The sequence below is a fragment of the Prosthecobacter fluviatilis genome (assembly GCF_042655725.1).
In the GTDB taxonomy this organism is placed as follows: domain Bacteria; phylum Verrucomicrobiota; class Verrucomicrobiia; order Verrucomicrobiales; family Verrucomicrobiaceae; genus Prosthecobacter; species Prosthecobacter fluviatilis.
The window spans coordinates 168,862-190,516 of the sequence record NZ_JBHSMQ010000008.1 but is presented as its reverse complement, the minus strand read 5'-3'; the positions used below and the strand labels follow the sequence as shown (position 1 = coordinate 190,516).

16 protein-coding genes are annotated in these 21,655 nt (G+C 63.6%); 15 read left to right on the top strand and 1 reads right to left on the bottom strand.

Going from position 1 to position 21,655, the window contains the following annotated elements:
* Positions 1-64: 64 nt before the first annotated feature.
* The 15 genes from ACFQDI_RS19730 (at position 65) to ACFQDI_RS19660 (ending at position 20,195) form a co-directional block, all read left to right on the top strand.
* A complete protein-coding gene (locus ACFQDI_RS19730) occupies positions 65-826 on the top strand; it encodes an RraA family protein (protein WP_377170060.1) in 762 nt (253 codons plus the stop codon).
* Positions 827-841: 15 nt separating this feature from the next.
* Positions 842-1,945 carry a sialidase family protein gene (locus tag ACFQDI_RS19725; RefSeq protein WP_377170058.1) on the top strand — a complete coding sequence of 368 codons (1,104 nt, stop codon included), beginning with the start codon at positions 842-844 and terminating at the stop codon, positions 1,943-1,945.
* Positions 1,946-1,952: 7 nt separating this feature from the next.
* Positions 1,953-3,152, top strand: a complete 1,200-nt coding sequence (locus ACFQDI_RS19720) for an SGNH/GDSL hydrolase family protein (protein ID WP_377170056.1) — start codon at positions 1,953-1,955, stop codon at positions 3,150-3,152.
* Between the two features lie 11 nt (positions 3,153-3,163).
* A complete protein-coding gene (locus ACFQDI_RS19715; protein WP_377170054.1) occupies positions 3,164-3,979 on the top strand; it encodes an HpcH/HpaI aldolase family protein in 816 nt (271 codons plus the stop codon).
* 4 nt (positions 3,980-3,983) lie between these two features.
* The gene (locus ACFQDI_RS19710) at positions 3,984-5,207 is read left to right on the top strand and encodes a family 10 glycosylhydrolase (protein WP_377170052.1); all 1,224 of its coding nucleotides are present in this window, start codon (positions 3,984-3,986) and stop codon (positions 5,205-5,207) included.
* A 29-nt stretch (positions 5,208-5,236) separates the two neighbouring features.
* Positions 5,237-6,607 (top strand): hypothetical protein, encoded by a 1,371-nt coding sequence (locus ACFQDI_RS19705; RefSeq protein WP_377170050.1) that lies wholly within the window; start codon positions 5,237-5,239, stop codon positions 6,605-6,607.
* Between the two features lie 30 nt (positions 6,608-6,637).
* On the top strand, positions 6,638-7,372 hold the full coding sequence (locus ACFQDI_RS19700; RefSeq protein WP_377170048.1) for a phytanoyl-CoA dioxygenase family protein: 735 nt from the start codon (positions 6,638-6,640) through the stop codon (positions 7,370-7,372).
* Positions 7,369-9,837: an alpha/beta hydrolase fold domain-containing protein gene (locus tag ACFQDI_RS19695; RefSeq protein ID WP_377170046.1), complete on the top strand. Its 2,469-nt coding sequence runs from the start codon at positions 7,369-7,371 to the stop codon at positions 9,835-9,837. Before ACFQDI_RS19700 ends, ACFQDI_RS19695 begins: the two co-directional genes overlap by 4 nt.
* A complete protein-coding gene (locus ACFQDI_RS19690; RefSeq protein ID WP_377170043.1) occupies positions 9,834-11,312 on the top strand; it encodes a glycoside hydrolase family 32 protein in 1,479 nt (492 codons plus the stop codon). The genes ACFQDI_RS19695 and ACFQDI_RS19690 overlap by 4 nt, the downstream gene beginning before the upstream one ends.
* Entirely contained in the window at positions 11,309-12,964 is a 1,656-nt protein-coding gene (locus ACFQDI_RS19685; protein WP_377170041.1) for a phosphate ABC transporter substrate-binding protein, read from the top strand. Before ACFQDI_RS19690 ends, ACFQDI_RS19685 begins: the two co-directional genes overlap by 4 nt.
* Positions 12,965-13,153: 189 nt before the next feature.
* On the top strand, positions 13,154-14,665 hold the full coding sequence (locus ACFQDI_RS19680) for a glycoside hydrolase family protein (RefSeq protein WP_377170039.1): 1,512 nt from the start codon (positions 13,154-13,156) through the stop codon (positions 14,663-14,665).
* A 5-nt stretch (positions 14,666-14,670) separates the two neighbouring features.
* Positions 14,671-16,953, top strand: a complete 2,283-nt coding sequence (locus tag ACFQDI_RS19675) for an aminotransferase class III-fold pyridoxal phosphate-dependent enzyme (protein WP_377170037.1) — start codon at positions 14,671-14,673, stop codon at positions 16,951-16,953.
* 64 nt (positions 16,954-17,017) lie between these two features.
* Positions 17,018-18,385: a right-handed parallel beta-helix repeat-containing protein gene (locus ACFQDI_RS19670; protein ID WP_377170035.1), complete on the top strand. Its 1,368-nt coding sequence runs from the start codon at positions 17,018-17,020 to the stop codon at positions 18,383-18,385.
* Between the two features lie 31 nt (positions 18,386-18,416).
* Positions 18,417-19,376 carry an amidohydrolase family protein gene (locus tag ACFQDI_RS19665; protein ID WP_377170033.1) on the top strand — a complete coding sequence of 320 codons (960 nt, stop codon included), beginning with the start codon at positions 18,417-18,419 and terminating at the stop codon, positions 19,374-19,376.
* A gap of 57 nt (positions 19,377-19,433) precedes the next feature.
* The gene (locus tag ACFQDI_RS19660) at positions 19,434-20,195 is read left to right on the top strand and encodes an SDR family NAD(P)-dependent oxidoreductase (protein WP_377170031.1); all 762 of its coding nucleotides are present in this window, start codon (positions 19,434-19,436) and stop codon (positions 20,193-20,195) included.
* Here the strand turns inward: ACFQDI_RS19660 and ACFQDI_RS19655 are convergent.
* Entirely contained in the window at positions 20,152-21,648 is a 1,497-nt protein-coding gene (locus tag ACFQDI_RS19655; RefSeq protein ID WP_377170028.1) for a sodium:solute symporter family transporter, read from the bottom strand. The two genes, ACFQDI_RS19660 and ACFQDI_RS19655, sit on opposite strands and share 44 nt — an antisense overlap.
* Positions 21,649-21,655 lie beyond the last annotated feature (7 nt).

Here is a 21,655-nt window from a genome sequence, read left to right as displayed (position 1 = left end):
GTTTGGACAACAGACCAGAAGCAAGCCGTTGTGACAAATCGTTTCAACAGCCTGTTTTATTCCCATGTCCTCAAGCTCGCGCCACCTTACACACAGCGACCTGCTTCAGCTCAAACGCTGGAACACGCCCACCATTTACAACGGGTGGGAGCAGATCACCCGGCATAATGCGGGCGCAGACGCCTTCAACATCGAGGAAACCCGTGACTTCATGCCGCAGATGGGGCCCATGGTGGGCTACGCCGTCACTTTGGTGATCGAGCCCTCCAATGCCGCGCATCGTCAGACGAACCCAAACGCCGGGGCGGAGTTTCGTCGCTACATCGCCAGTGTGCCGGGACCGAAAATCATCGTCGTGCAGGATCTCGACAAGCCCCGCGTGCTCGGCTCCGCCTGGGGGGAGGTGAGCGCCAACATGTTCCGCGCACTCGGCTGCGTGGGCACCATCACAGATGGTGCCATTCGTGATCTGGATGAAATGACCAATGCGGGATTCAAGGCCCTCGCCCGTCGTCTTTGTGTGGGGCATGCCTTTGTGCACCCCGTGCGCTGGGGCTGTGAAGTCGAGGTCTTTGGTCGCACGGTGAAGCCGGATGATCTGATCCATGCTGACAAGCACGGCTTCATGGCCATCCCGCCGGAGGATCAGCCAAAGCTGCTCGAAGCCGCCCGCTTCATGGATGCCAATGAATGCGCCACCGTCATCCCCGCAGCCCGCAATGGAGCAGGTCAAAGCACAGACGAACTCGTCGCCAATCTCGAAGCCAGCATCACCCAGTTCAGCGCCAATGTGAAAAGCCAGTTCTCCCGCCAGGGCGAGTGGTAAACCCAAGCACGCATCATGAAACTCATTGCCCTCTGCCTTCTCGTCATGGCCTGCATGGCGCATGCGGAAAGCACCATCACGCTCAATCTCGATCCCACCAAGGAGAACCCGCGCAACTCGGAAGGCTCCTTTGCCACGCTGGCCTCGGGCCGCATCATCTTCTGCTATTCGCACTTCTACGGCGGCGCTGGAGATGAGAGCCCCGCCCGCATCGTGCGCATTCATTCAGACGACCAGGGCCGCACCTGGAGCCAGCCTGTGACCGTGGTGGAAAACACCGGCGGCGACAACGTGATGAGCGTCTCCCTGCTGCGCCTCGCCAGCGGCAAGCTGGCCATGTTTTACTGCATCAAAAACAGCTGGATCGACTGCCGCCCGCACATGCGCATCTCCACCGATGAAGGCGAGACCTGGAGCGAGCCCAAGCTCGTGCTGCAGGCACCGGGTTATTTCGTGATGAACAACGACCGCGTCATCCAGACCAGCAAGGGCCGCATTGTCATTCCGCTGGCGTTTCACCGCTCACGCGGCACGGACCCGGAGAGCAGCAAGTCCTGGGACTCACGCGCCATCGCCATGTGGATCTATTCCGATGATGAAGGCAGCACCTGGACGGAGTCTTCAAGCTGGTGGGCCATGCCGGTGCGCAGCGGCAGCGGCCTGCAGGAGCCCGGTGTCGTGGAGCTGGCAGACGGCGGCCTCTTCTCATGGTGCCGCACGGATCAGGGCGCGCAGTACGGCTTCTACTCCACCGATGCGGGCAAGACCTTCTCCCCGCCCTTGCCCACCGAGATGAAATCTCCCAACGGCCCCGCCAGCATCAAGCGCCTGCCTGGCAGCAGCGATCTGCTCGCCATTTACAACGATCACTCCGGCATGTTCCCGTTCCCGCCCAAGAAGCGCAATCCCTACGTCGCGGCCATCTCAAGCGACGGCGGCAAGACCTGGCCCAAGCGCAAGCTCATCGAGAATGATCCCGACGGTCTCTACCACTACACCGCCATCCACTTCGTGGGCGATGCCATGCTTATCGGCTACTGCGCAGGCGACAGCAAGGTGGGTGCTCTGAATCGCCTGCGCATCCGCCGCATCACGCGCGACTGGCTCAAGCAACCCTGACACGCCCATGCGCACGCTTATTCTCCTCCTGTGCTTCTGCGCCAGTCTGCTGACGGCGGCACCGCTGAAAACGGCGGCGCTCCTCGCCGCAGGAGAGGAGCCCGTGCGTATCGTCTGCATCGGCGACAGCATCACCGGGGTCTATTATCACAGCGGTGGCCGCCGCGCGTATCCTGAAATGCTCCAGCTCGCGCTGCACCAGCTCTACCCGCAGGCAAAGCTCAGCGTGCACAATGCCGGCATCAGCGGAGACACCACCACCGGCGGCCTCAAGCGCCTTGACCGCGATGTCCTTTCCCGCAAGCCGCACCTCGTGACGATCATGTTTGGCATGAACGATCTGGTGGGCACGCCGGTGGACGTATTTAAAAAGAACCTGCGCGAGATGATCGCGCGCTGCCGAGCAGGCGGTGCCGAGGTGCTTCTTTGCACGCAGAACTCTGTCGTCGAGACTCCGCAGCGTCCGCGCGCCCGCCTCGCCGAGTTTACCCAGGCCATCCGCGATGTGGCCAAAGACGTGGCGCTGCCCGTGGCCGACTGCTTCGCCGCCTTTGAGTCGGTGCATGCAGCCGATGCCGCCGAATGGAATCTGCTCCTCAGCGACACGATTCATCCCAACATGGCCGGTCACAAGCTGTTTGCCGAAACTCTCGCGCAGGCCATCGTCGGAAAGACGGTTTCACTGCGTGAGGTTGGCCCGCCCACGCCTGTGCTCCCGCACATCTTCGCAAAGCTCAAGGCTGGACAGCCCGTGAATGTGTTCGCCATGCCGCCTTATTACGAGGTCATCGCACCGGCGTTGCAGCGCCTCTATTCCGCAGCCGTGGTCACAGTCACGCCCTGGCCCGTCGCAGGCCAGACGCTCGCGCAGCTTGAGGTCTCTGCGCGCAAGGTGCGCAGCATGAAGCCGGATCTGGTGCTCATCGCCCTGCCCGCTGAGCTTCCGCTGAAGGATCAGCAGCAGTTTCATCACGATTACTCCTGGGTCATGAACTGGTCGCTCAGCTTTGGCCCGCAGCAGTGGGACGTGATGGTGGCGCTGCCTTCGGCGGCAAAGCCGGTGCTCAGCAAGGAGGAAAGCCGCCACGAGGCATTCGCTCAGCGCCTCATCAAGGCGCAGGATCTTTCGATGATCACACGCTGCAGCGGTGATGCCTCGCCACTTCTCGACCTTCTCTCCACCTGGCTCGCACAGCAAAAACCCTGATTTCCCATTTTATGAGACGCTCCAAAGTCCTCGCCAAAATCCGCTCCGGCCAGGTGGCCCGCATCTGCTGCACCGGTTCGCCCATCGCCTTCTTTCCGGCCATCGCCGCCCATTTCAAATACGACGGCATCTGGCTGGACGCCGAGCACCGCGTCTGGGACCCGCGCGAGGCCGAAACCATGCTGGGCCGCCATCACGCGGCGGACATCGACTGCGTCTGGCGTGCGCAGACCAAGGAGAAAAACGGCCTCTACCGCCTGCTGGAAGACGGCGCCTCCGGCCTCATGATCCCCCACGTGGGCAGCGCGGCCGAGGCTCGCGCGCTCGTCACCGCCATGAAGTTTCCACCGCTGGGAGATCGCGGCTTCTGCGGCGGCGGTCGCGATGCCAGCTACTGGATCGGCAAGCCCGACGACTATACCGACGCCGCCAACCGCGAGACCTTCCTCGTCGCGCAGATCGAAACCCCCGATGCCCTCGCTCAGGTGGATGAGATCGCCGCCGTGCCCGGTGTCGAGGTCCTCTTCCTCGGCCCTGGCGACATGTCCCTGCGCCTCGGCTGCACGCCCGCCGTGAGCGATCCCGTGATGATGGACGTGCAGAGGAAAATCTCCGCCGCCTGCCGCAAGCATGGCAAAACCTGGGGCCGCCCCGTAGGCAGTGCGGCCGATGCCAAAACCATCATCGAGCTGGGCGCGCAGTTTGTCGTGCTGGGCAGCGAGTTCGGCGCACTGCATGCGCACCTGAGCGACTGCGCCGCACAATTTGACAGCGTGCTCAGCGAGATCTCCGGCCACTCCGCTATTCCCGCTGGAAAGACCTACTGATGCCATGAAAGGCCATCTTCTGCTCCTCGCCCTGGCCGCCCCGCTGCTCTTTGCCGCCGAGCCGCCCAGGCCACACCACGGCACCAAGCTACTCGTGGTGAATGACGATGGCTTCAGCGCCTTTCACAGCGGCCGCTACAAGACGGCGGAGGATCTGAAAAAAACCATGCTCGCCTACAAGGACACGCAGGTGGCCGTGATGGAGTGGTGCATCATCGCGGGCAGCCGCGCCAACTACCCCAGCAAGGTTACGGAGCTGATCGGCGCCGGCATGACGGACTTTCCACGCCGGGGCGACAAGCTGGCGCATGAAACCCTCAAGCGCATGGCCGATGGCGGCGAAAACACGCTCAAGATCGTGACAGACGCCTGCCACGAGGCCGGGCTGGCCTGCTATGCCTCGCTCCGCATGAATGGCGACTACCCCGAAAACATGTGGCAGGGCAGCTTTCCCAAATACGCCAACAGCACTTTCTGGTGGCAGCACCCCGAGCTGCGCATCATCGATGCCAAGGGCAAGACCGGCTACCGCTTCTCCTTTGCCTTTCCCGAGGTGCGCGAGTTCAAGCTGGGCATCCTCCACGAGGCCGTGCAGCAGGACATCGACGGCATCAATCTCGACTTCCAGCGCCATCCCGTTTTCTTCGGCTTTGAGAAGCCCATGGCCGATGCCTTCAAGGCCAGATACGGCGTCGAAGCCGCCACCGTGGGCCAGGATGATCCGCGCTGGGTGCCGCTGCGCTACGAGGTCATGACGCAGTTTGTGCGCGAGGTGCGCCGGATTCTCGATGAGGCAGGCAGGGCGAAGAATAAACACCTCGGCCTCTCCGTGCGCATCGACTGGCAGAAATACCCCACCTGGGGCTGCGACGTCAGCACCTGGCTCAAGGACGGGCTGCTCGACTACCTCGTGGTCGGTCAGTATGGCCTCGGTGGTTACGACTTTGACATCGCCCCCTTTGTGCAGATGGCGAAAGGCAGCGGCTGCGCGGTGCTGTTTGGAGAAGAGGCCATCACCAAAGGCCACGACCGCACAGCCGAGGAGGATCGCCTCATCGCCGCAGGCAAGCTCAAGCCGCCGCCCAGCGAGCACCTTACCCGCGAGCAGTACGAGTCCCGTGCCGCCAAAGTGTATGCTGCGGGTGCGGACGGCCTGCATCTTTTCAATGAGACACGGAAAGAAATGTTCACCGGTCTCGGTGATGTAAAGGCCGCCACGCCACGCTGAGCTCACATTTCACCTCTCATCTTCCGCTCATGAAAGCCCTGCTCCTTCTCGCATTGTTCCTTTCACCCCTCTGCCTGGGGCTGTCCGCACGCGCCGCCGAGACGGTGCGTGTGGCTACCTTTGACGTGGACGCCACGCCGCCGCTCGGCTCCGCCATGGCCTACGATCCGGTCAAGCGCGTGGACGAGCTCACGCTGCGCTGCCGTGGCATCGTCATCCTCGGCTCCGCGCAACCCGTCGTGCTCTGCGCGGTGGACTGGATCGGCATCGCCAATGAAGGGCACGATGCCTTTCGCACCGCGCTGGCCGAGGCTGCTGGCACCGTGCCGGGCCGCGTGGCCGTGCATGCCCTGCATCAGCACGATGCCCCCGGCTGCGACTTCACGGCGGAGAAGATCATCCAGGAACTCGGCGTGCAGGGCTACACTCGCTTTGACGGCGCCTTTCACCGTCAGGTCATCCAGCGCGCGGCAGATGCCATCCGCGCGGCATTGCCCAATGCCCAGCCCATCAGCCACTACGGCTACGGCGAGGCCGTGGTGAAGGAGGTCGCCTCCAACCGCCGCGTCGAGCGTCTTGCCGATGGACGCGTGGGTCGCATGCGTGGCAGCGCCTGCAAAATCGAAGGCCTCATCTCCCTGCCGGAAGGACTCATCGATCCCCTCGTCTCCGTGCTCAGCTTTTGGAATGGAGACAAACCCGTGGCGGTGCTCACCAGCTACGCCTGCCATCCGCAGAGCTACTACCGCCTCGGCATTCCCAGCCCGGATTTCCCCGGCATTGCACGCTTCATTCGCGGCCAGGATGTGAATGCCGCACTGCACGTTCACTTCAATGGCGCTGGTGGCAACGTGGCTGCGGGCAAGTACAACGACGGCGCTCAGGCTAATCGCGTCATCCTCGCCACACGCCTCGCAGCAGGCATGCGCGAGGCCTACGACAAGACTGTGAAGCAGCCGCTCACCAGCGCGGAAATCGGCTGGGGCAGTGTGCCGGTGAAACTGCCGCTCTCCCCACGCCTGAACGAGGAGGACCTCGTCACCCAGCTCAAATCCACCGCCGCCAAGGGCTACATCTCCTTTGCCGACCAGCTCGCCTTTGTGCGCCGCAGCAAGGCCGGTCATCAGATCGACATCACCTGCCTCCAGGTCGGAGACACGCGCATGCTTCATCTGCCCGGCGAGCTCTTTGTCGAATACCAGCTCGCCGCCAAGGCCATGCGCCCGGACCTCCACGTCATGATGGCCGCCTACGGCGACTACGGCCCCGGCTACATCGGCACTGCCGCCGCCTATCCCGAGGGTGGCTACGAAACCGGTCCCACTTCCTCCAATGTCGCCCCCGAGGTCGAGCAGGTGCTCACCGGCGCCATGCAGCAGCTGCTTGGCAAAAAACAGTAAGGCAGTGAAACAAGCGCACATCTTGATCACATGAACGTCAGCAGCAAAATCCTCGGCGACTACGAACGCGATGGCGTCGTGCTGATCCATGAGTTTCTCAATGCCGCTGAAGTCGCCGCCGTGCGTGCCGAGCTGGAGCGCTACCTCCGCGATGACCTCGCCTCGCTTCCGGTGGATGCACGCACCTTCGAGAAAGACGAAAAGACCGTGCGCAACCTCTGGCGTCTGGAAAAATACAACGATTGGTTCCGCCATCTCGGCGAGCGCGCAGACATCCTCGCGCTCGTAGGCCCTTTGCTGCATGGGCAGCCCGTGCTCGTCGGAGTGGAGACTTTCAACAAGCCTGCGCGCATCGGCTCCGGCGTGCCCTATCACCAGGACAACGCCTATTTCTGCCAGAGTCCGCCGGACATGCTCACCGTGTGGATCGCCATCGATGCGGTGACGGAGGCCAATGGCCCCGTCTTCTTTGTCAAAGGCTCGCATCACGGCGGCATGCAGCCCACCCGGCCCAGCGGTGTGCGTGGAAACAGCATCGGCATGGCGCAGCCATCCGAGGTGCCGCTCAGCGAGCAATTCTGCGGCCTCCTCGCTCCCGGAGACGCCACCATCCATCACTGCGAGACCATCCACCACTCCGCGCCAAACACGACCGACCACTCACGCCTCGGGCTCCTGCTCGTCTATCGCGGCAGCCACACGCAGACCGACCCCCATCTCAAAACAGCCTACGCAGCCGCTGTGGCCGCAACGCCTCCTGCATGAAGCACCTCCTCGCTCTTTTCTGCCTGCTCGCAGCGTTGGTGCCGCTCGGCGCTCAGGAAAGCTACGCACCCATGCACCGGCTCACCTGGGAGGAGTATGTCGGCACGCTGACCCACTGGCGGCAGAAGTTTCCCAAGATCATGTCGCTCGAATCACGCGGCATGAGCGGGCAGACCATGCCCGTGTATCTCCTCAAGATCACCGACACCACCGTGCCTGCCACCGACAAGCAGGTGTGCCTCATCACCACCCTGCACAGTGGGCCGGAGCGCACTGGCACCACCGGGGCCATGGCCTTCGCGGAGTGGTGCCTCGGCGATGATCCGCTCGCGGTCGAGACGCGAAAGAAGCAGATCATTCTCATTATGCCCTGCGTGAATCCGCTGGCCATGTTTTACACCGACCGCTTCCGCAATGAGCATGGCGTGGACCCCTACACAGGCGGCGGTCGTCTCCGCAAGCTGTGGGATGTGAAGACCCTCACACTCACCCAGCAGGAGGACGCACCGGAGCTCACCGCCGTGCTTTCCGTCATCGATGAATACCAGCCCGAGGTGCATGCCGATCTGCACGGCACCGGCCTTCAGGAATACGCGCCCTCCCAACTCGGCTCACGCCGCATGTATCACGGTCAGATCATGACGGAGGTCACCGGCGGCGCGTATTCCAATTATGCGCTGCGCCCCTGGGACTGGCGCGTGACAGAGGCGATGATCGATGCCGGGCGCGCAGCCGGTTTCCCCTCAGATCGCTTTGAGGCCGATGCCCAGCGCACCTTCTGGGGCCCGGAGCTCGCCCCGCTCGGGCGCAAGCTCTGGCACGGCATGCCCATGTTTTACTCCGCGCACTACGGCTACGCCAGATACCACACCATGCTGCTCACGCAGGAGGTGGCCTGGGAGCAGAGCCTCGTGGCCCGCATGCAGGGCCTCATGCGCATCGGCAATGGTGTATGGCTCGATGAGCGCACTCCCGGCTATCCCGTGAACCGCATGCGCCACTTCGTCGGCCACTACGTCACCGCTTATGGCAGCACCGCCGCAGAGCGCCGCGCCAGCCGCGTGGAGCTGTGGAATCAGCAAAGCGACTTCGCCCTCGGCTTTCTCTATCCGCAGACCGTGGGCCGCGAGACCCTCGTCGTCGCCACCACCGCAGCCGCCAAGCACGCCATCGCTCGCAATGACTTCCGCCCTCTGCTGGGAGATTCCGCCGCCGGGATCGAGCGCTTCATCAAAGCAGGCCCCGAGCTCAAGATCGCCATGGAGCAGACGCCCGAGCAACTGCTCGCCGCCACGACCGACGCCTCCTTCTCCCACGGCATCGGCTTCCGCCTGCGCCTGCCCTATCGCGAGCCCCGGCAGATCGAAGTCCGCCTCAATGGCAGCGTGTTAAAGACAGACGCCACTGACGGCTACGAGAGCTGGCATGCCGATGGCTTCACCCAGGTGCAGGTAAACGTGCCACCACAGAAGCTTCCCGCGCATGGTCTTTACTTCATCACCTGCGCCTACACTCCCGACGAGCAGCGCCCCACCGGCTGGATGCCGCCTGCGGAGGTGCGGGAAAAATACGCCACGGACAAGCTCGACGCCACACCCGCCACCTTCACCGATCTTCCCTACGGCACTCACTTTCGCCAGAGCATGGACGTGTGGCTAGCGCAGTCTCCCAAACCCACCCCGGTCGTGTTTTACATCCACGGCGGTGGCTGGAATGCGCAGGACAAGACCGACATCCACCAGCATCTCGACGTCCGCGCCTTTCTCGCTGCCGGCATCTCCGTCGCTTCCATCAATTACCGCTTCCTCGCCGATGCCAATGCCGCCAAGGTCAGCCCGCCTCTGCAATGGCCCTTGCAGGATGCCGCGCGTGCTTTGCAGTTTCTCCGCTCCAAGGCGGACGCATGGCACCTCGACAAAATACGCATCGCTGCCAGCGGTGTGAGCGCAGGCGGCTGCTCCTCTCTCTGGCTGGCTATGCACGATGACATGGCCGAGCCGCAGAGCGCCGACCCCGTCGCACGTGAATCCACCCGTCTCCTCTTCACCGCCACCAAAGCCCCGCAGGCCTCCTTCGATCCTCAGCAACTCGTCGAGTGGATCCCCAACAGCGAATACGGTGCGCACGCCTTTGGCTACCCGCTGTCAAAGTCACGCAAGGAAACCTTCCCGCTCTTCCTCGCCGATCGAGAAAAGCACCTCGCAGACATCCGCCGCTGGTCGCCCATCGCTCACGCCAGCGCGGATGACCCGCCTGCATACGTCATTTACACCAAGGACGACAAGCCACCCGTCAAAGGCCAGCCGCAGTCAGACCCCAGCCACAGCGTGCTGCATGCGCTCATGCTCCAGGCCACGCTGCAGACTCTCGGCGTGTCATGCGAGGTCCACCATTCGCAGGATGGCCGGCCCGCCACCACCATGCAGGAAGTCCTCTCTCACCATTTGAAACCAGCTCAACCATGAAACCACAGCTCCTTTTCACCCTCCTGCTGGCTAGTTCTCTGGCCGCTGCCGATGCCCCCACTCAGATCGGCGGCCGCCGCGAGCTCTTCGCAGACTCCTTTTTGATCGAGAGCTTCAGCGGCACGCACCTGCAGCTCCAGACTCCGCGCGATGAAGGCGTGGCCTTCAAGTTCGATCTTCCGTGGGAAGGCCTCTTCAGCGGCTACGCCACCCTCGTCACACTCGACGATGGCCGCCTCCGCGCCTACTACCGCGGCAAGGCCGTGGCCAACAAGGACGGCAGCGAGGAGGAGCTGACCTGCGTCGCGGAGTCAGCCGATGGCCGCACCTGGACAAAGCCCGAGCTCGGCATCTATGAGGTGATGGGCACTCGTAAAAACAACGTCGTGCTCATGAAGGCGCACACCGCCACGCACAACTTCAGCCCCTTCCGCGACCAGCGCCCCGGCGTGCCGGAAGGCGAGCGCTTCAAGGCCTTCGGCGGCACCATGGAGGGCGGCGGCCTCACCGCCTGGAAATCTCCCGACGGCCTGCGCTGGGAAAAGATCACCGCCGAGCCCGTGATCACCAAGGCCATGGTGCCCTACAAGTACATGTTCGATTCGCAGAACGTCCCTTTCTGGTCCGCAGCCGAGGGCAGATACGTCGCCTACTACCGCGTCTTTGAGGGCGGCATCCGCCGCATCGTCCGCAGCGAGAGCAGCGACTTCCGCACCTGGTCCGCGCCCGTGCTCATGGAGTATCGCCATCCCTCCATGCAGGCGCCCATCGAGCATCTCTACACCAATCAAACGCACCCCTATTTCCGCGCACCGCATCTGTATGTCTCCATCGCCGCGCGCTTCATGCCGGGCCGCCGCGTGCTCACAGACGAGCAGGCCGCCGCCATCAAGGTGAACCCCAATTACTTCAAAGACACCTCCGACGCCATCTTCATGACCACCCGTCCGGTGGAGGGCACCGCGCATGCCGGTATCTATGACCGCACCTTTTTGGAAGGCTTCATCCGTGGCGGCATCGGCGCGCAAAACTGGGTCTCACGCACCAATTATCCCGCCCTCAATGTGGTCCCCACCGGGCCGCATGAGATGTCCGTCTTTGTAAATCAGGACTACGCCCAGCCCACCGCGCACATGCGCCGCTACTCGCTGCGCACGGACGGCTTTGCCTCGCTGCATTGCGGCTACGCAGGCGGCCACGCCATCACCCGGCCCGTGGTCTTTGCCGGACGCGAGCTCTCCCTGAATTTCTCCACCTCTGCCGCTGGTGGTGTGAAGGTCGGCCTCGAAGATGTGGACGGCAAACCCGTGCCCGGTTTCGGCCTGGAGGACTGCGTCATGCAGATCGGCAATGAGCTCGACCGCAAAGTTGCGTGGAAATCCGGCGCCGATGTCAGCAAGCTCGCTGGAAAGCCGCTGCGCCTGCGCATCTCCATGAAGGACGCCGACGTCTTCTCCTTCCAGTTCACGCCGTGACACTCCGCATCCTCCTCCTCCTCGCACTCACCGGGCTTGCGGGCGCCGTGGATTCCACGCCCGCCATCTCCGGCATCTGGATGATGGGCCAGTCCTTGTGCGATGGCTCGGAGTCCCTTCCCATCGTCACCAGCGCAGACACCGGCTGGGGAAATCGAGCCTTTCAGCGCGGCGTGCGCACCTGGCTCGCGTCAGATCATCCTGCCGCTCCCGATCAGCGTGCGCCAGAGTCATTCCAGCTCGTGCCACTGCTCGCGCAGAAGAATGGCGGCCTCGGCGAAACCATCGCCAATGGCATGGCCGACCACTGGCAGTCGCTGCGATTTGAAAACAACAAGGCGCGTGCCGTGCAGTCAGCCTCACGCTTCCTCGTCGCCTGTGCAGGGCAGGGGGGCAGGCAGATTCAGGAACTATCCAGCACAGACCTTTCCACCGATGCCCGCACGCCTGAGTCCCGCCGTCACGGCGGTGGCTACTACCGCACCAGTTTGGACGACGCACGCCGCGCCGTCGCGCAGGCCAAAGCTGCGGGCGCAGACTTCCGCATCGCCGCACTCTACTGGATGCAGGGAGAGGGAAACGGCGGCCCCACCGGCGGCATCGTCCCCACCCGCTGGGATGCCGAACTGCCACGCGCGCAGGGCCTCGTCTGGTATCGCGATCAACTCATCGTCTACCGCAGGCAGTGGTCGGCTGATCTCTGCGCTATCACCGGACAGAAAACGGAACTCCCCCTCTTTACCTACCAGACCCTCGGCCCCGCAGGCGAGGCGCAGCTCATGGCCGCGGATGCCGATAAAAACATCATCATGGTCGGCCCCCACTACGCCGTGCCCAGCGCCATCAACAGCCGCACCAAACCCGGCCGCCATGGCGATCCCATCCATCTCTCCGCCGATGGCGAACGCTGGTGGGGCGAGCAGGTGGGCAAGGTCATGCACCGCGTGCTGGATCGCGGCGAGGACTGGCAGCCGCTGCGCCCGCGAAAGGCATTTCTCGAAGCCACGCGCGACACCATCCTCGTCAGCTTCACCGTACCCCGTCCTCCTCTGGTATTAGATACCACTTTCCTCCCACGGCAGGAGATCGCCGCAAACGGCACCTTCACCTCGCTGGCCGGCTTCCGTGCGCACGACAGCACCGGCGCCGCCCTTGCCCTCGCCTCAGTTGAGGTCGTTGCCCCCGCTCAGGTCCGCATCCGTCTGGCCGCACCCTTGTCCGAAGGTGAAACCGGCCGCCTCAGCTACGGCCACCCGTATGCCGGTTCGCTTGGCAAAGTAGCCTCAGTGCGTGCGGGCGAGCTCCTGATCTCCGTCGGTCTCACAGAGCCCATCAAGCAGCTCATGAACGAAGGCGCTTTCCTCGCCGTCACCACCACCGGTCCCGTCGCCCGCGTCCCGGTGCGCTCCGTGCGCGAAGAAAACGGCGCCGCCGTTCTCAGCTACGACCCCGCAGAACTCCGCGACGGCAGACCCTTCGAGCCCGGCCAGGACCTCGTGGCCATGCGCTCCTTCAGCTACGGCAACCTCCGCGACTCCGATGACGAACGCTCCGTCTTCACCTTTACCGACCCAGCCTACGGCACCCGCGCAGGCCAGCCCTACCCACTGTGGAACTGGTGCGTTCTCTTCTCCGATCTCAGCGTGGAATAAGACCAGTAGCACGGTCAATCCTGCCCGTGAGCAGCGCTCTCTTCACGGGCAGGATTGACCGTGCTGCTTTTCGCTTCGACGCGCTCCGGCGTTTTGCACTTATACCACCATCCTATCCCCCTCACTGGTCCGCTCACCGAACCAGCGATTACCGCTCGCAACACCATCGCTGGGATTCACAATTCGCCCATGAAACTCACCCTTTGCATCTTGGGCGTTCTCGCTTTCCAGCTCCATGCAGCCGAGCAGGTCTTCTTTGCTTTTGACGATCACAACATCGCCTGGCAGCACAATCTGAAGCTCACGCTGCAGGAGGCTCAGAAGCACCCCGGCAATCCCGTGCTGACCAACGGCCCCGAGGGCGCGCCGGACCACGGCCACGCCGTGCTCTACGGCACCGTCATCAAACAGGGCGACACCTTCCGCATGTGGTACCTCGGCATGCATGAGGCGGCCGTGCAGAAAGGCCAGGCCCCCGGCTGGTGGCGGCCCATGTGCTACGCCGAGAGCAAGGACGGCATCACCTGGACCAAGCCCGCGCTCGGCCTCGTTGAGTTCAACGGCAACACCCGGAACAACATCTGCCGCATCGAGGGCGAGCCCTATTCAATGACCCGCGTGAACGACTTCCTCTCCGTGCTCTACGAGCCGGACGAGCCCGATCCCTCAAAGCGCTACAAGTGCGCCTACATCGCCCACATGCCCTTCGAGGACGTCAAAGGCGGGCGCACCAAGATCGGACCGAATGAGAAACGCTGGGGTGCCTTTGTCACCGCCACCAGCGCGGACGGCCTGAGCTGGAAATGCGTGGGCGACCGCCCCGCCAATGCCGGCGGCGAGCGCTTTGAAGTCAGCAGCCTCTACCGCTTCGGAGATTTCTATTATGCCACCGGCCAGCTTCTCAGCCCCTGGTCCTGGCGCGCGGATGGCCGCGACATCGGCCGCGTCATGCTGGCCTACCGCTCTCCCGATTTCGTCACCTGGTCCCGCGCCAAAGCCTTCTCTTATGCACGCCCCGGCCAGCTCTCCGATCCTCCGGTCAAAGGCCAGCAGATGCACATGGGCGCAGGCCTGTGGAATCGTGGAAACGTCATGGTCGGCCTCCACGGCATGTGGCAGGACGCCGACCAGCCGCCCCCCAAGGGCAAAAGCTGGAACTACGGCGTGCGCGTGGACCTCGGCCTCATGATCAGCAATGACGGCGTGCACTACCGTGAGCCTGTGCCCGGCTTCAAAATCATCCCCCGTGGCAAAGAGGGCGAGTGGGACGACATCGCCATCCTCCAGGGGCATGCCTTTGTGAACGAGGGAGACAAGACCATGATCTGGTATTCCCACTGGAACACCGGCGGCGATCTCGAGCACATGGACATCGGCCTCGCCACCCTGCGCCGCGACGGCTTTGGCTCGCTCTCGACCAAGGTCGCCGAGGAGGAGGGCCACTTCATCACCAGCCCCTTCATCGCAAAAGACATCGCCCTCAATGTGGACGGCCTTACTGCGGAGGCCCCGCTCATCGTGCAGCTTCTCGATCACCTCGACCACCCGCTCGACGGCTACGAAATCAAGCTCAGCACCAGCGGCGTCCGCGTGCCCCTCCAGTGGTCCAAACCTCTGCCCGCAGGCCAGAAGACCGCCCTGCGTGTGAACTTCCCCTCTGGCAGCGCCGCAAAGGTGTATGCCATCTACCTCAACGACTGATCCCCATGTCCCTCTCCCTTGTCACGGAACTCAACGACACCGACCGCTGCCTGCTGCATCGCGCCATCGATGGCTTTGTGCCGGAGTGCGTCTTTGATGTGCACACCCATCTCTTCCACTCGCGCCATTTCGCCGAGGGAAAGCGGCCGGTGTTTCTGGATGAAAATCGCGGCTACGGCATGGCAGACTTTCAGGCCGCCATGCGCCTCTGGCTTCCAGGTCGTCAGGTTGAGGGCCTGTTCTTTGGCTACCCCAGCGCAGGAAACGACAGGGCAGGGGAGAATGCCTGGCTGCAGTCGCAGGTGGATGGCTCGGGAAACTCGCGCGCACTCGTCCTCGCTGCACCCACCGACGATCCCGCCGAAGTCCGCCGCCTCCTGGGCACCGGCGTCTTTGTCGGCATCAAGCCCTACCGCCTCTACGCCGATGTGCCGGACACCAAGGAGGCGGAGATCGAATCCTTCGCGCCCGGGTGGATGTGGGAGCTCTGCCACGAGCACGACGGTGTCCTGATGTTGCACATCATGCTGGCAGATGGCATCACCGATCCGCGCAATGTGGAGGCCATCCGCCGCCTGTGCCGCCGTTATCCACGCTGCAAGCTGGTGCTGGCCCATGTGGCCCGTTCGTTCAATTACCGCCACGCCCGCGAGGGGCTGCATCATCTCGTGGACCTCGACAATGTCGTCGTGGACACCTCCGCCGTCACCCAGGCCGGGGCCTTCCGCGCCGCGCTGGAGATCCTGGGTCCCCGCCGCGTCCTCTGGGGCAGCGACTACATGGTCAGCGAGCTGCGCGGCTCCTGCATCACGCAGGGCGATGGCTTCACCTGGATCCACCCCGAGATCACCGCGGACAAGCTCACCATCTTCGGCCAGTACACCACCGTCGGCATCGAGTCTCTCCTCTGCCTGCGCGAGGCCTGCGAAGACACCGGCATGACTCAGGGAGATCTGGAGGACATCTTCCGCGAGAACGCCCTGCGTCTCCTCAGGCCCAAGCCCGCCGCCCCCTCCGGCCCGCAGCTCTGGGAGCAGGCAAAAGAGAAAATCTCCTGCGGCACCGGCCTCCTCTCCAAGCGAGCCCACCTCTTCGATCCCCAGTCCTGGCCCTCCTATTTCTCCCGCGCCAAAGGGGCCTATGTGTGGGACCTCGATGACCGCCGCTACACCGACTTCACCGGCGGCGTCGGCGCCATCTTGCTCGGTCATGCCGATGATGAAGTGAATGCCGCTGTGAAGCGCCGCGTGAATCTCGGCAGCTACGCCACGCTAGCTTCTCCCGATGAAGTGAAGCTCGCCGAGGCGCTGCTCGCTCTCCACCCATGGGCTGGAAAGGTGCGCTACGCACGCGGCGGTGGCGAGGCCCTCGGTCTCGCCGTGCGCATCGCACGCGCAGCCACCGGAAAAAGCGGCGTCGCCTTCTGCGGCTACCATGGCTGGAGCGACTGGTATCTCGCGGCCAATTTGAGCGACGACGCCGCGCTCGACGGCCACCTCCTCCCCGGCCTGCAGCCCCTCGGCGTGCCGCGCGAGCTCGCAGGCACCGCCGTGCCCTTCCGCTACAATGACATCGCCTCCTTCCGCGCCGCCCTGCAAAAGCTGGAGGGAAAACTCGCCGCCGTCGTCATGGAGCCCATGCGCTCCGAGCTGCCGCGCGACTCCTTTCTCCAGCAGGTTATCTCTGAATGCCACGCCGCAGGCGCGGTCTATGTGCTCGATGAAGTCACCAGCGGCTGGCGCTTCGGCTTTCCCGGTGCAGCCCCCGGCCTCGGCATCCAGCCCGACATCGCCGTCTATGCCAAGGCCATCTCCAATGGCTACCCCGCAGGGGCCATCATCGGCACCGACTCCGTCATGGACGCGGCCAATAGCAGCTTCATCTCCAGCAGCTACTGGACCGATGGCGTGGGCACCGCCGCCTCGCTGGCCTGCATCGGCAAAATGCAGCGCGAGGGCGTGCAGCAGCAGCTGTGGAAAATGGGCGAGAGCCTCCAGTCCCGCCTGCGCGAGGTGGCAGCACGGCATCCGTCCCTTCAGCTCAAGATCGGCGGCATGCCTTGTGCTCCCTCGCTCGCCTTTGCCAATCCCGCCGCCAAGCCGCTCATGATCCGCCACATGCTTCAGCGCGGCTTCCTGATGTCCAGCCAGCTCTACGTCACCTGGTCCCATTCCGAGGAGCATCTCTCCTCCATGCTCTCAGCCTTGGACGACTCCCTCGCCATCGTCTCCCAGGCTCCGCTGGACGAGGCACCGGCACCGCAGCAGGGCTTTGCACGGCTGGTATGATCCACGGAATATTCACTGGCAATCGAGTGCCCGCGTCCGAGTGTCCTTGCGACCTCTCCTGCTTATGAACTGCCGTGTGATTCTCTGCACCATCACCTCACTGCTTGCAGCCAGTCTGGCGCACACGGCGGTGTATGAGGTCGGCCCCTCGCAGCCACTGCCGGACATCGGCTCCGTGCCTTGGGAAAAACTCGCCGCCGGAGACACCGTGCGCATCCACTGGCGCGAGCAGCCCTATCGTGAAAAGTGGGTCCTCAGTTGCCGTGGCACTGCGGAAAAGCCCGTCACCGTCAGCGGCGTTCCCGGGCCTGCCGGGCAGCTCCCCGTCATCGACGGTGAAGACGCCACCACGCGCCCGCAGCTCAAGTACTGGGGCCAGGAGCGCAGCGTGGTCAAAATCGGCGGCGCCAGCGTCCCCGACGAGTCTGCGCCCTCGCACATCGTGCTGGAAAATCTGGACATTCGCGGCGGACTCGATCCCCGCACCTTCATCGGCAGGCGCGGTGCCGTCCGCTATCGCAAGGACGCCGCCAGCCTGCACGTGGAGATCGTCGATCATCTGACCCTGCGAAACCTCGCGCTGCATGGCAGCGGCAACGGTCTTGTCATCAGCGCCTCTTCCAAAAGCGTGATCGTCGAGCGCTGCCACTTTTATGACAATGGCAATCCCGGCAGCGTCACTGAGCACAATGCCTACACCGAGTGCGACGGCCTCGTGTTTGAGGGCTGCCACTTCGGCCCCCTGCGCGCAGGCTGCAGCGGCAACAATCTCAAGGACCGCTCCGCAGGACTCGTGGTGCGCTATTGCTGGATCGAAGGCGGAAACCGCCAGCTCGATCTCGTGGACGCCACGGGCAATCCGGCCCTCAATGCCTCGCCCGCCTACCGCCAGACCCATGTGCATGGCAATGTGCTCATCGAGCGCGAAGGCGACGGCAACAACCAGTTTGTCCACTACGGCGGGGACAGCGGCAGCACCCCAGGCTACCGCAAAGGAACCTTGCATTTTTATCACAACACCGTCGTCTCCACCTCCCTGCATGCCGTTGTGCTGTTCCGCCTCTCCTCCCCGGAGGAGACCGTGGAATGCCATGGAAACATACTTCATACCACCGCTTCGGGAAAGAGGCTCTCGCTCATGAGCACCCAGGGCCTGCTCAGGCTCGGTAAAAACTGGCTCACCCAGGGCTGGGTGCCAAGTGTGGATGACTTCTCCGGAAAGATCGAAACCCTCGCGCCCTCGCTCGTCGGCACGGCTCCCGGCTTTGTTTCTTTGCAGGATCAGGATTTCAGCCTCGCCCCCGGTTCCCCATGCCTCGGTGCCGCCTCAGAGCTGCCCGCCGGTCTGACACCCATGTTACGCCGCTATGTGCGCCATCAGCAGGTGCAGGACCTGCCTGCGCAGGCCCCGCAAAACCTCGGCGCCCAGTGATAGAACTTTCCCCATTCAGCCTCACCCCACCATGATCATCGACTGCCACAACCACGTCGGCTCAGACCTTCTCTTCTACCTCCACGGCGACTTCCCCTACGCCCAGCATCTCGTCACCATGCATGACGAAGGACTCGCCCTCGGCGTGGACCGCTGGATCGTCTTTCCCTTTGTCAGCCATCTCGCGCTCGATGTCACCGCCTTCATGGACAACGAGATCAAGGACGAGAAAGGCCGCCTCCACGACATCCCCTACGCCTTTGAAAACCGCCGACTCATGAAGGAGTGCTACGAGCTCTTCCCCGAGGAGGGAAAGCGCATGCTCCCCTTTGTCATGGGCGACCCCATGCGCAACACCGCCGCTCAGGAGAAGGAACTGCGCAAGCTCCGTGCCGAGTACCGCTTTCACGGCATCAAGATGCAGACCACCATCCTCCAGGCCGACATCAAGCACCTGCGCGACCGCGGCAAGGTCTTCGTCGAACTCGCCGCCGAGTGGGATGTGCCCTTCCTCATTCACTCCAGCGTGGCCGAGAGCGATCTCTGGGCCCAGGCTCATGACATTCTCGACATCGCCGAGGAAAACCCCGGCGTGCGCTTCTGCCTCGCGCACTCCTGCCGCTTTGACAAAGAATGCCTCGACCGCGTGCGGGCGCTGCCAAACACCTGGTTCGACAACTCCGCCCACTGCATCCACTGCGTCGGCGCCGTGCAGGATCTCCCCTACGTCGCCCCCAGGGCCCGTCGCTTTGACTCAGACTACACCGACCCCGCGCGCGTCATCATGGACCTCGCCGCCGCCTACCCGAAAAAGTTCATGTGGGGCAGCGACTCCCCGTTCTACAGCTACGCCGCCGAGATCAACGGCCAAGTCGTGCGCCTCATCAGCACCTACAAAGCCGAAGTGGACGCCCTCACCGCAGGCGGCGCAGAGATAGTTGGCCGCATCGCCCACACCAACACCCTCGCCTATCTCGGCCACCCCATTTGATCCTGGCAATATCCGTGTATTGACCAGCCTCCTGCCGACGTTATAAGAAACCTAGGCATGATAAAAGCATTCTCTCTTGAAGGTCGGGCGGCATTGGTCACAGGATCATCCCAGGGCATTGGATTCGCGATGGCAGACGGCCTGCATGAGGCCGGGGCGCGCGTCGTCTGTCATGGGCTGAACGAGCGCCCCGCCGACTTTCCCGCCTGGGCCTCCTACGTGGCCTGCGATCTCTCGGCGGACGATGCTCCTGCAATGCTCGTGCAGCGCGCCTTTGAGGCGGAGCCCGGCCTCGACACCCTGCTGTGCAATGCGGGCAGCTTCTTTGACGTCGGATTTCTCGAAATGACCCGCGAGCGGTGGAACAAAACCGTGCAGCTCAACATGGCCTCCGCCTTTTTCACCGCGCAGGCCTTTGCCCGCCGTCTGGTCGCGGAAAAGCGCGGCGGCTGCATCCTCATCACCTCCTCCACCAACGGCTTCCAGGCCGAGGCCGACTCCGCCGCTTATGACGCCAGCAAGGGTGCTCTCGTCATGCTCACCAAATCCCTCGCCGTCTCTCTGGCAGACCATGGTATCCGCGTCAATGGCGTGGCCCCCGGCCTCATCAAGACCCCGCTCACCGCGGGCCTCGTGCATTCCAGCGACACCGCCATGGTGGAGCACTACGAAAAGAAAATCCTCCTCCGCCGCCTCGGCACCCCGGACGACGTGGCCGGTGCCGCCGTCTTCCTCTGCTCAGACGCCGCCCGCTACATCACCGGGGAGACCATCATCATTGATGGCGGCCTGACGACGGGCCAGATCGGCCGGAAGTGAGCAGCCCCACACCCAGCGTGATCAGCGTGCCCAGCAGGCTGAACCAGATGAAGGACACCAGCAGCGGCGGCTTCACGCTGGTAAGCATGCCGTTTTGATAAAGGTAGAGCGCCAGCAGACCGATGAAGCCCGCCAGGCAGCCCAGCAGCGCACCGCGTGTGGTCGCCCGCTTTGTAAACATGCCCAGAAAAAACAGCCCCAGCAGCGGTCCGCCCACCAGTCCAATCACGGTATTGACCGACTCCACCAGATTTCCTGGCATGAGTGACACCGCAAAGGCCAGCCCGATGACGATGAAGCCATAGACCACCGTGATCAGCCGCGCGCGGCCCACCTGCTGCTCCTGCGTGCCTGCAGCCTCTTTGGAGAGCCGCTGCTTGAAGTCCACAAAAGTGGCCGATGCCAGAGAATTGAGGCCCGCAGAGATGGTGGACATGCTGGCCGCATAGATCGCCGCGATCAGCAGCCCCGGCAGCCCGGCTGGCAACTGTGTGACCACAAAGTAGGGCAGGATCTGGTCCTCCTTCGCGATCAGCCCCGCCGCCATGGGATCGCCATGTGTTTTGTAAAAGGCGTAGAGCACCAGCCCCGTCCCGTAGAAAAGCACGAGCACCGGCAGGATCATCCAGAGCTTGATCCATAGGGAGCGCTGCGCCTCCTTCAGGCTGCCTGCCGTGAGGTAGCGCTGCACGGACACCTGGTCTGTGGCCATCTGCACCAGATGCAGAAACGCCGCCGCCAGCAGCACGGCCCAGAGGTTCACACGCTCGGACAGGCTGAAGGAAAGGCTCAGGTCCAGCCGGTGGTCCGCCACCGCTGTGTCCCACACACCGCCCAGCCCGCCAGGGATCTTGCCCACGGCCACCAGCACGATCACCAGCTGCCCGCCAAAGAGCACGATGAGCTGCATCACATCCGTCCAGATCACCGCGCGCATGCCACCCAGCGCCGTGTAGAGAGTGGTCAGAATACCGGACGCCAGGATGGTCAGCCACAGCGGCATGCCCGTCACTTTTTCCAGCGCCAGCGCAGGTGCATACGTGGCCGCCGCCAGCCACAGCGCCACGCGGAAGATGAAGAGCCCCGAGGCCAGCAGCCGCACGGAGAGCGAAAAACGCTCCTCCAGAAACTGATACGCCGTGAAGAAGCGCGACTGGTAAAATTTGGGCAGCATGTACATCGCCGTGAACGGCGTGGCGATGAAGAAGGCCAGGATCACGTAGGCAAAGGCGAAGCCGTTTTTGTACACATCCGCCGGACCCGCGAGATAGCTGATCCCGGAGAAGAGCGCCGCCAGGATGGACATCGCCACCAGGATGCTGTTCATGCCACGTCCTGCCAGAAAGTAGTCGCCTAGCGATCTGGACCCGCGCGCGGAGAACAGGCCCACGCCCACAGACGCCGTCAGGTAGCCGCCAAAGATGAGGTAGTCGATCCAGGAAAAGTGAGTCATGCTCGGT

Bases quoted from the DNA above. Each gene is read 5' to 3' on its own strand.
- ACFQDI_RS19730 (WP_377170060.1), top strand. From the start codon at position 65: ATGTCCTCAAGCTCGCGCCACCTTACACACAGCGACCTGCTTCAGCTC.
- ACFQDI_RS19725 (WP_377170058.1), top strand. From the start codon at position 842: ATGAAACTCATTGCCCTCTGCCTTCTCGTCATGGCCTGCATGGCGCAT.
- ACFQDI_RS19720 (WP_377170056.1), top strand. From the start codon at position 1,953: ATGCGCACGCTTATTCTCCTCCTGTGCTTCTGCGCCAGTCTGCTGACG.
- ACFQDI_RS19715 (WP_377170054.1), top strand. From the start codon at position 3,164: ATGAGACGCTCCAAAGTCCTCGCCAAAATCCGCTCCGGCCAGGTGGCC.
- ACFQDI_RS19710 (WP_377170052.1), top strand. From the start codon at position 3,984: ATGAAAGGCCATCTTCTGCTCCTCGCCCTGGCCGCCCCGCTGCTCTTT.
- ACFQDI_RS19705 (WP_377170050.1), top strand. From the start codon at position 5,237: ATGAAAGCCCTGCTCCTTCTCGCATTGTTCCTTTCACCCCTCTGCCTG.
- ACFQDI_RS19700 (WP_377170048.1), top strand. From the start codon at position 6,638: ATGAACGTCAGCAGCAAAATCCTCGGCGACTACGAACGCGATGGCGTC.
- ACFQDI_RS19695 (WP_377170046.1), top strand. From the start codon at position 7,369: ATGAAGCACCTCCTCGCTCTTTTCTGCCTGCTCGCAGCGTTGGTGCCG.
- ACFQDI_RS19690 (WP_377170043.1), top strand. From the start codon at position 9,834: ATGAAACCACAGCTCCTTTTCACCCTCCTGCTGGCTAGTTCTCTGGCC.
- ACFQDI_RS19680 (WP_377170039.1), top strand. From the start codon at position 13,154: ATGAAACTCACCCTTTGCATCTTGGGCGTTCTCGCTTTCCAGCTCCAT.
- ACFQDI_RS19675 (WP_377170037.1), top strand. From the start codon at position 14,671: ATGTCCCTCTCCCTTGTCACGGAACTCAACGACACCGACCGCTGCCTG.
- ACFQDI_RS19670 (WP_377170035.1), top strand. From the start codon at position 17,018: ATGAACTGCCGTGTGATTCTCTGCACCATCACCTCACTGCTTGCAGCC.
- ACFQDI_RS19665 (WP_377170033.1), top strand. From the start codon at position 18,417: ATGATCATCGACTGCCACAACCACGTCGGCTCAGACCTTCTCTTCTAC.
- ACFQDI_RS19660 (WP_377170031.1), top strand. From the start codon at position 19,434: ATGATAAAAGCATTCTCTCTTGAAGGTCGGGCGGCATTGGTCACAGGA.
- ACFQDI_RS19655 (WP_377170028.1), bottom strand. From the start codon at position 21,648: ATGACTCACTTTTCCTGGATCGACTACCTCATCTTTGGCGGCTACCTG.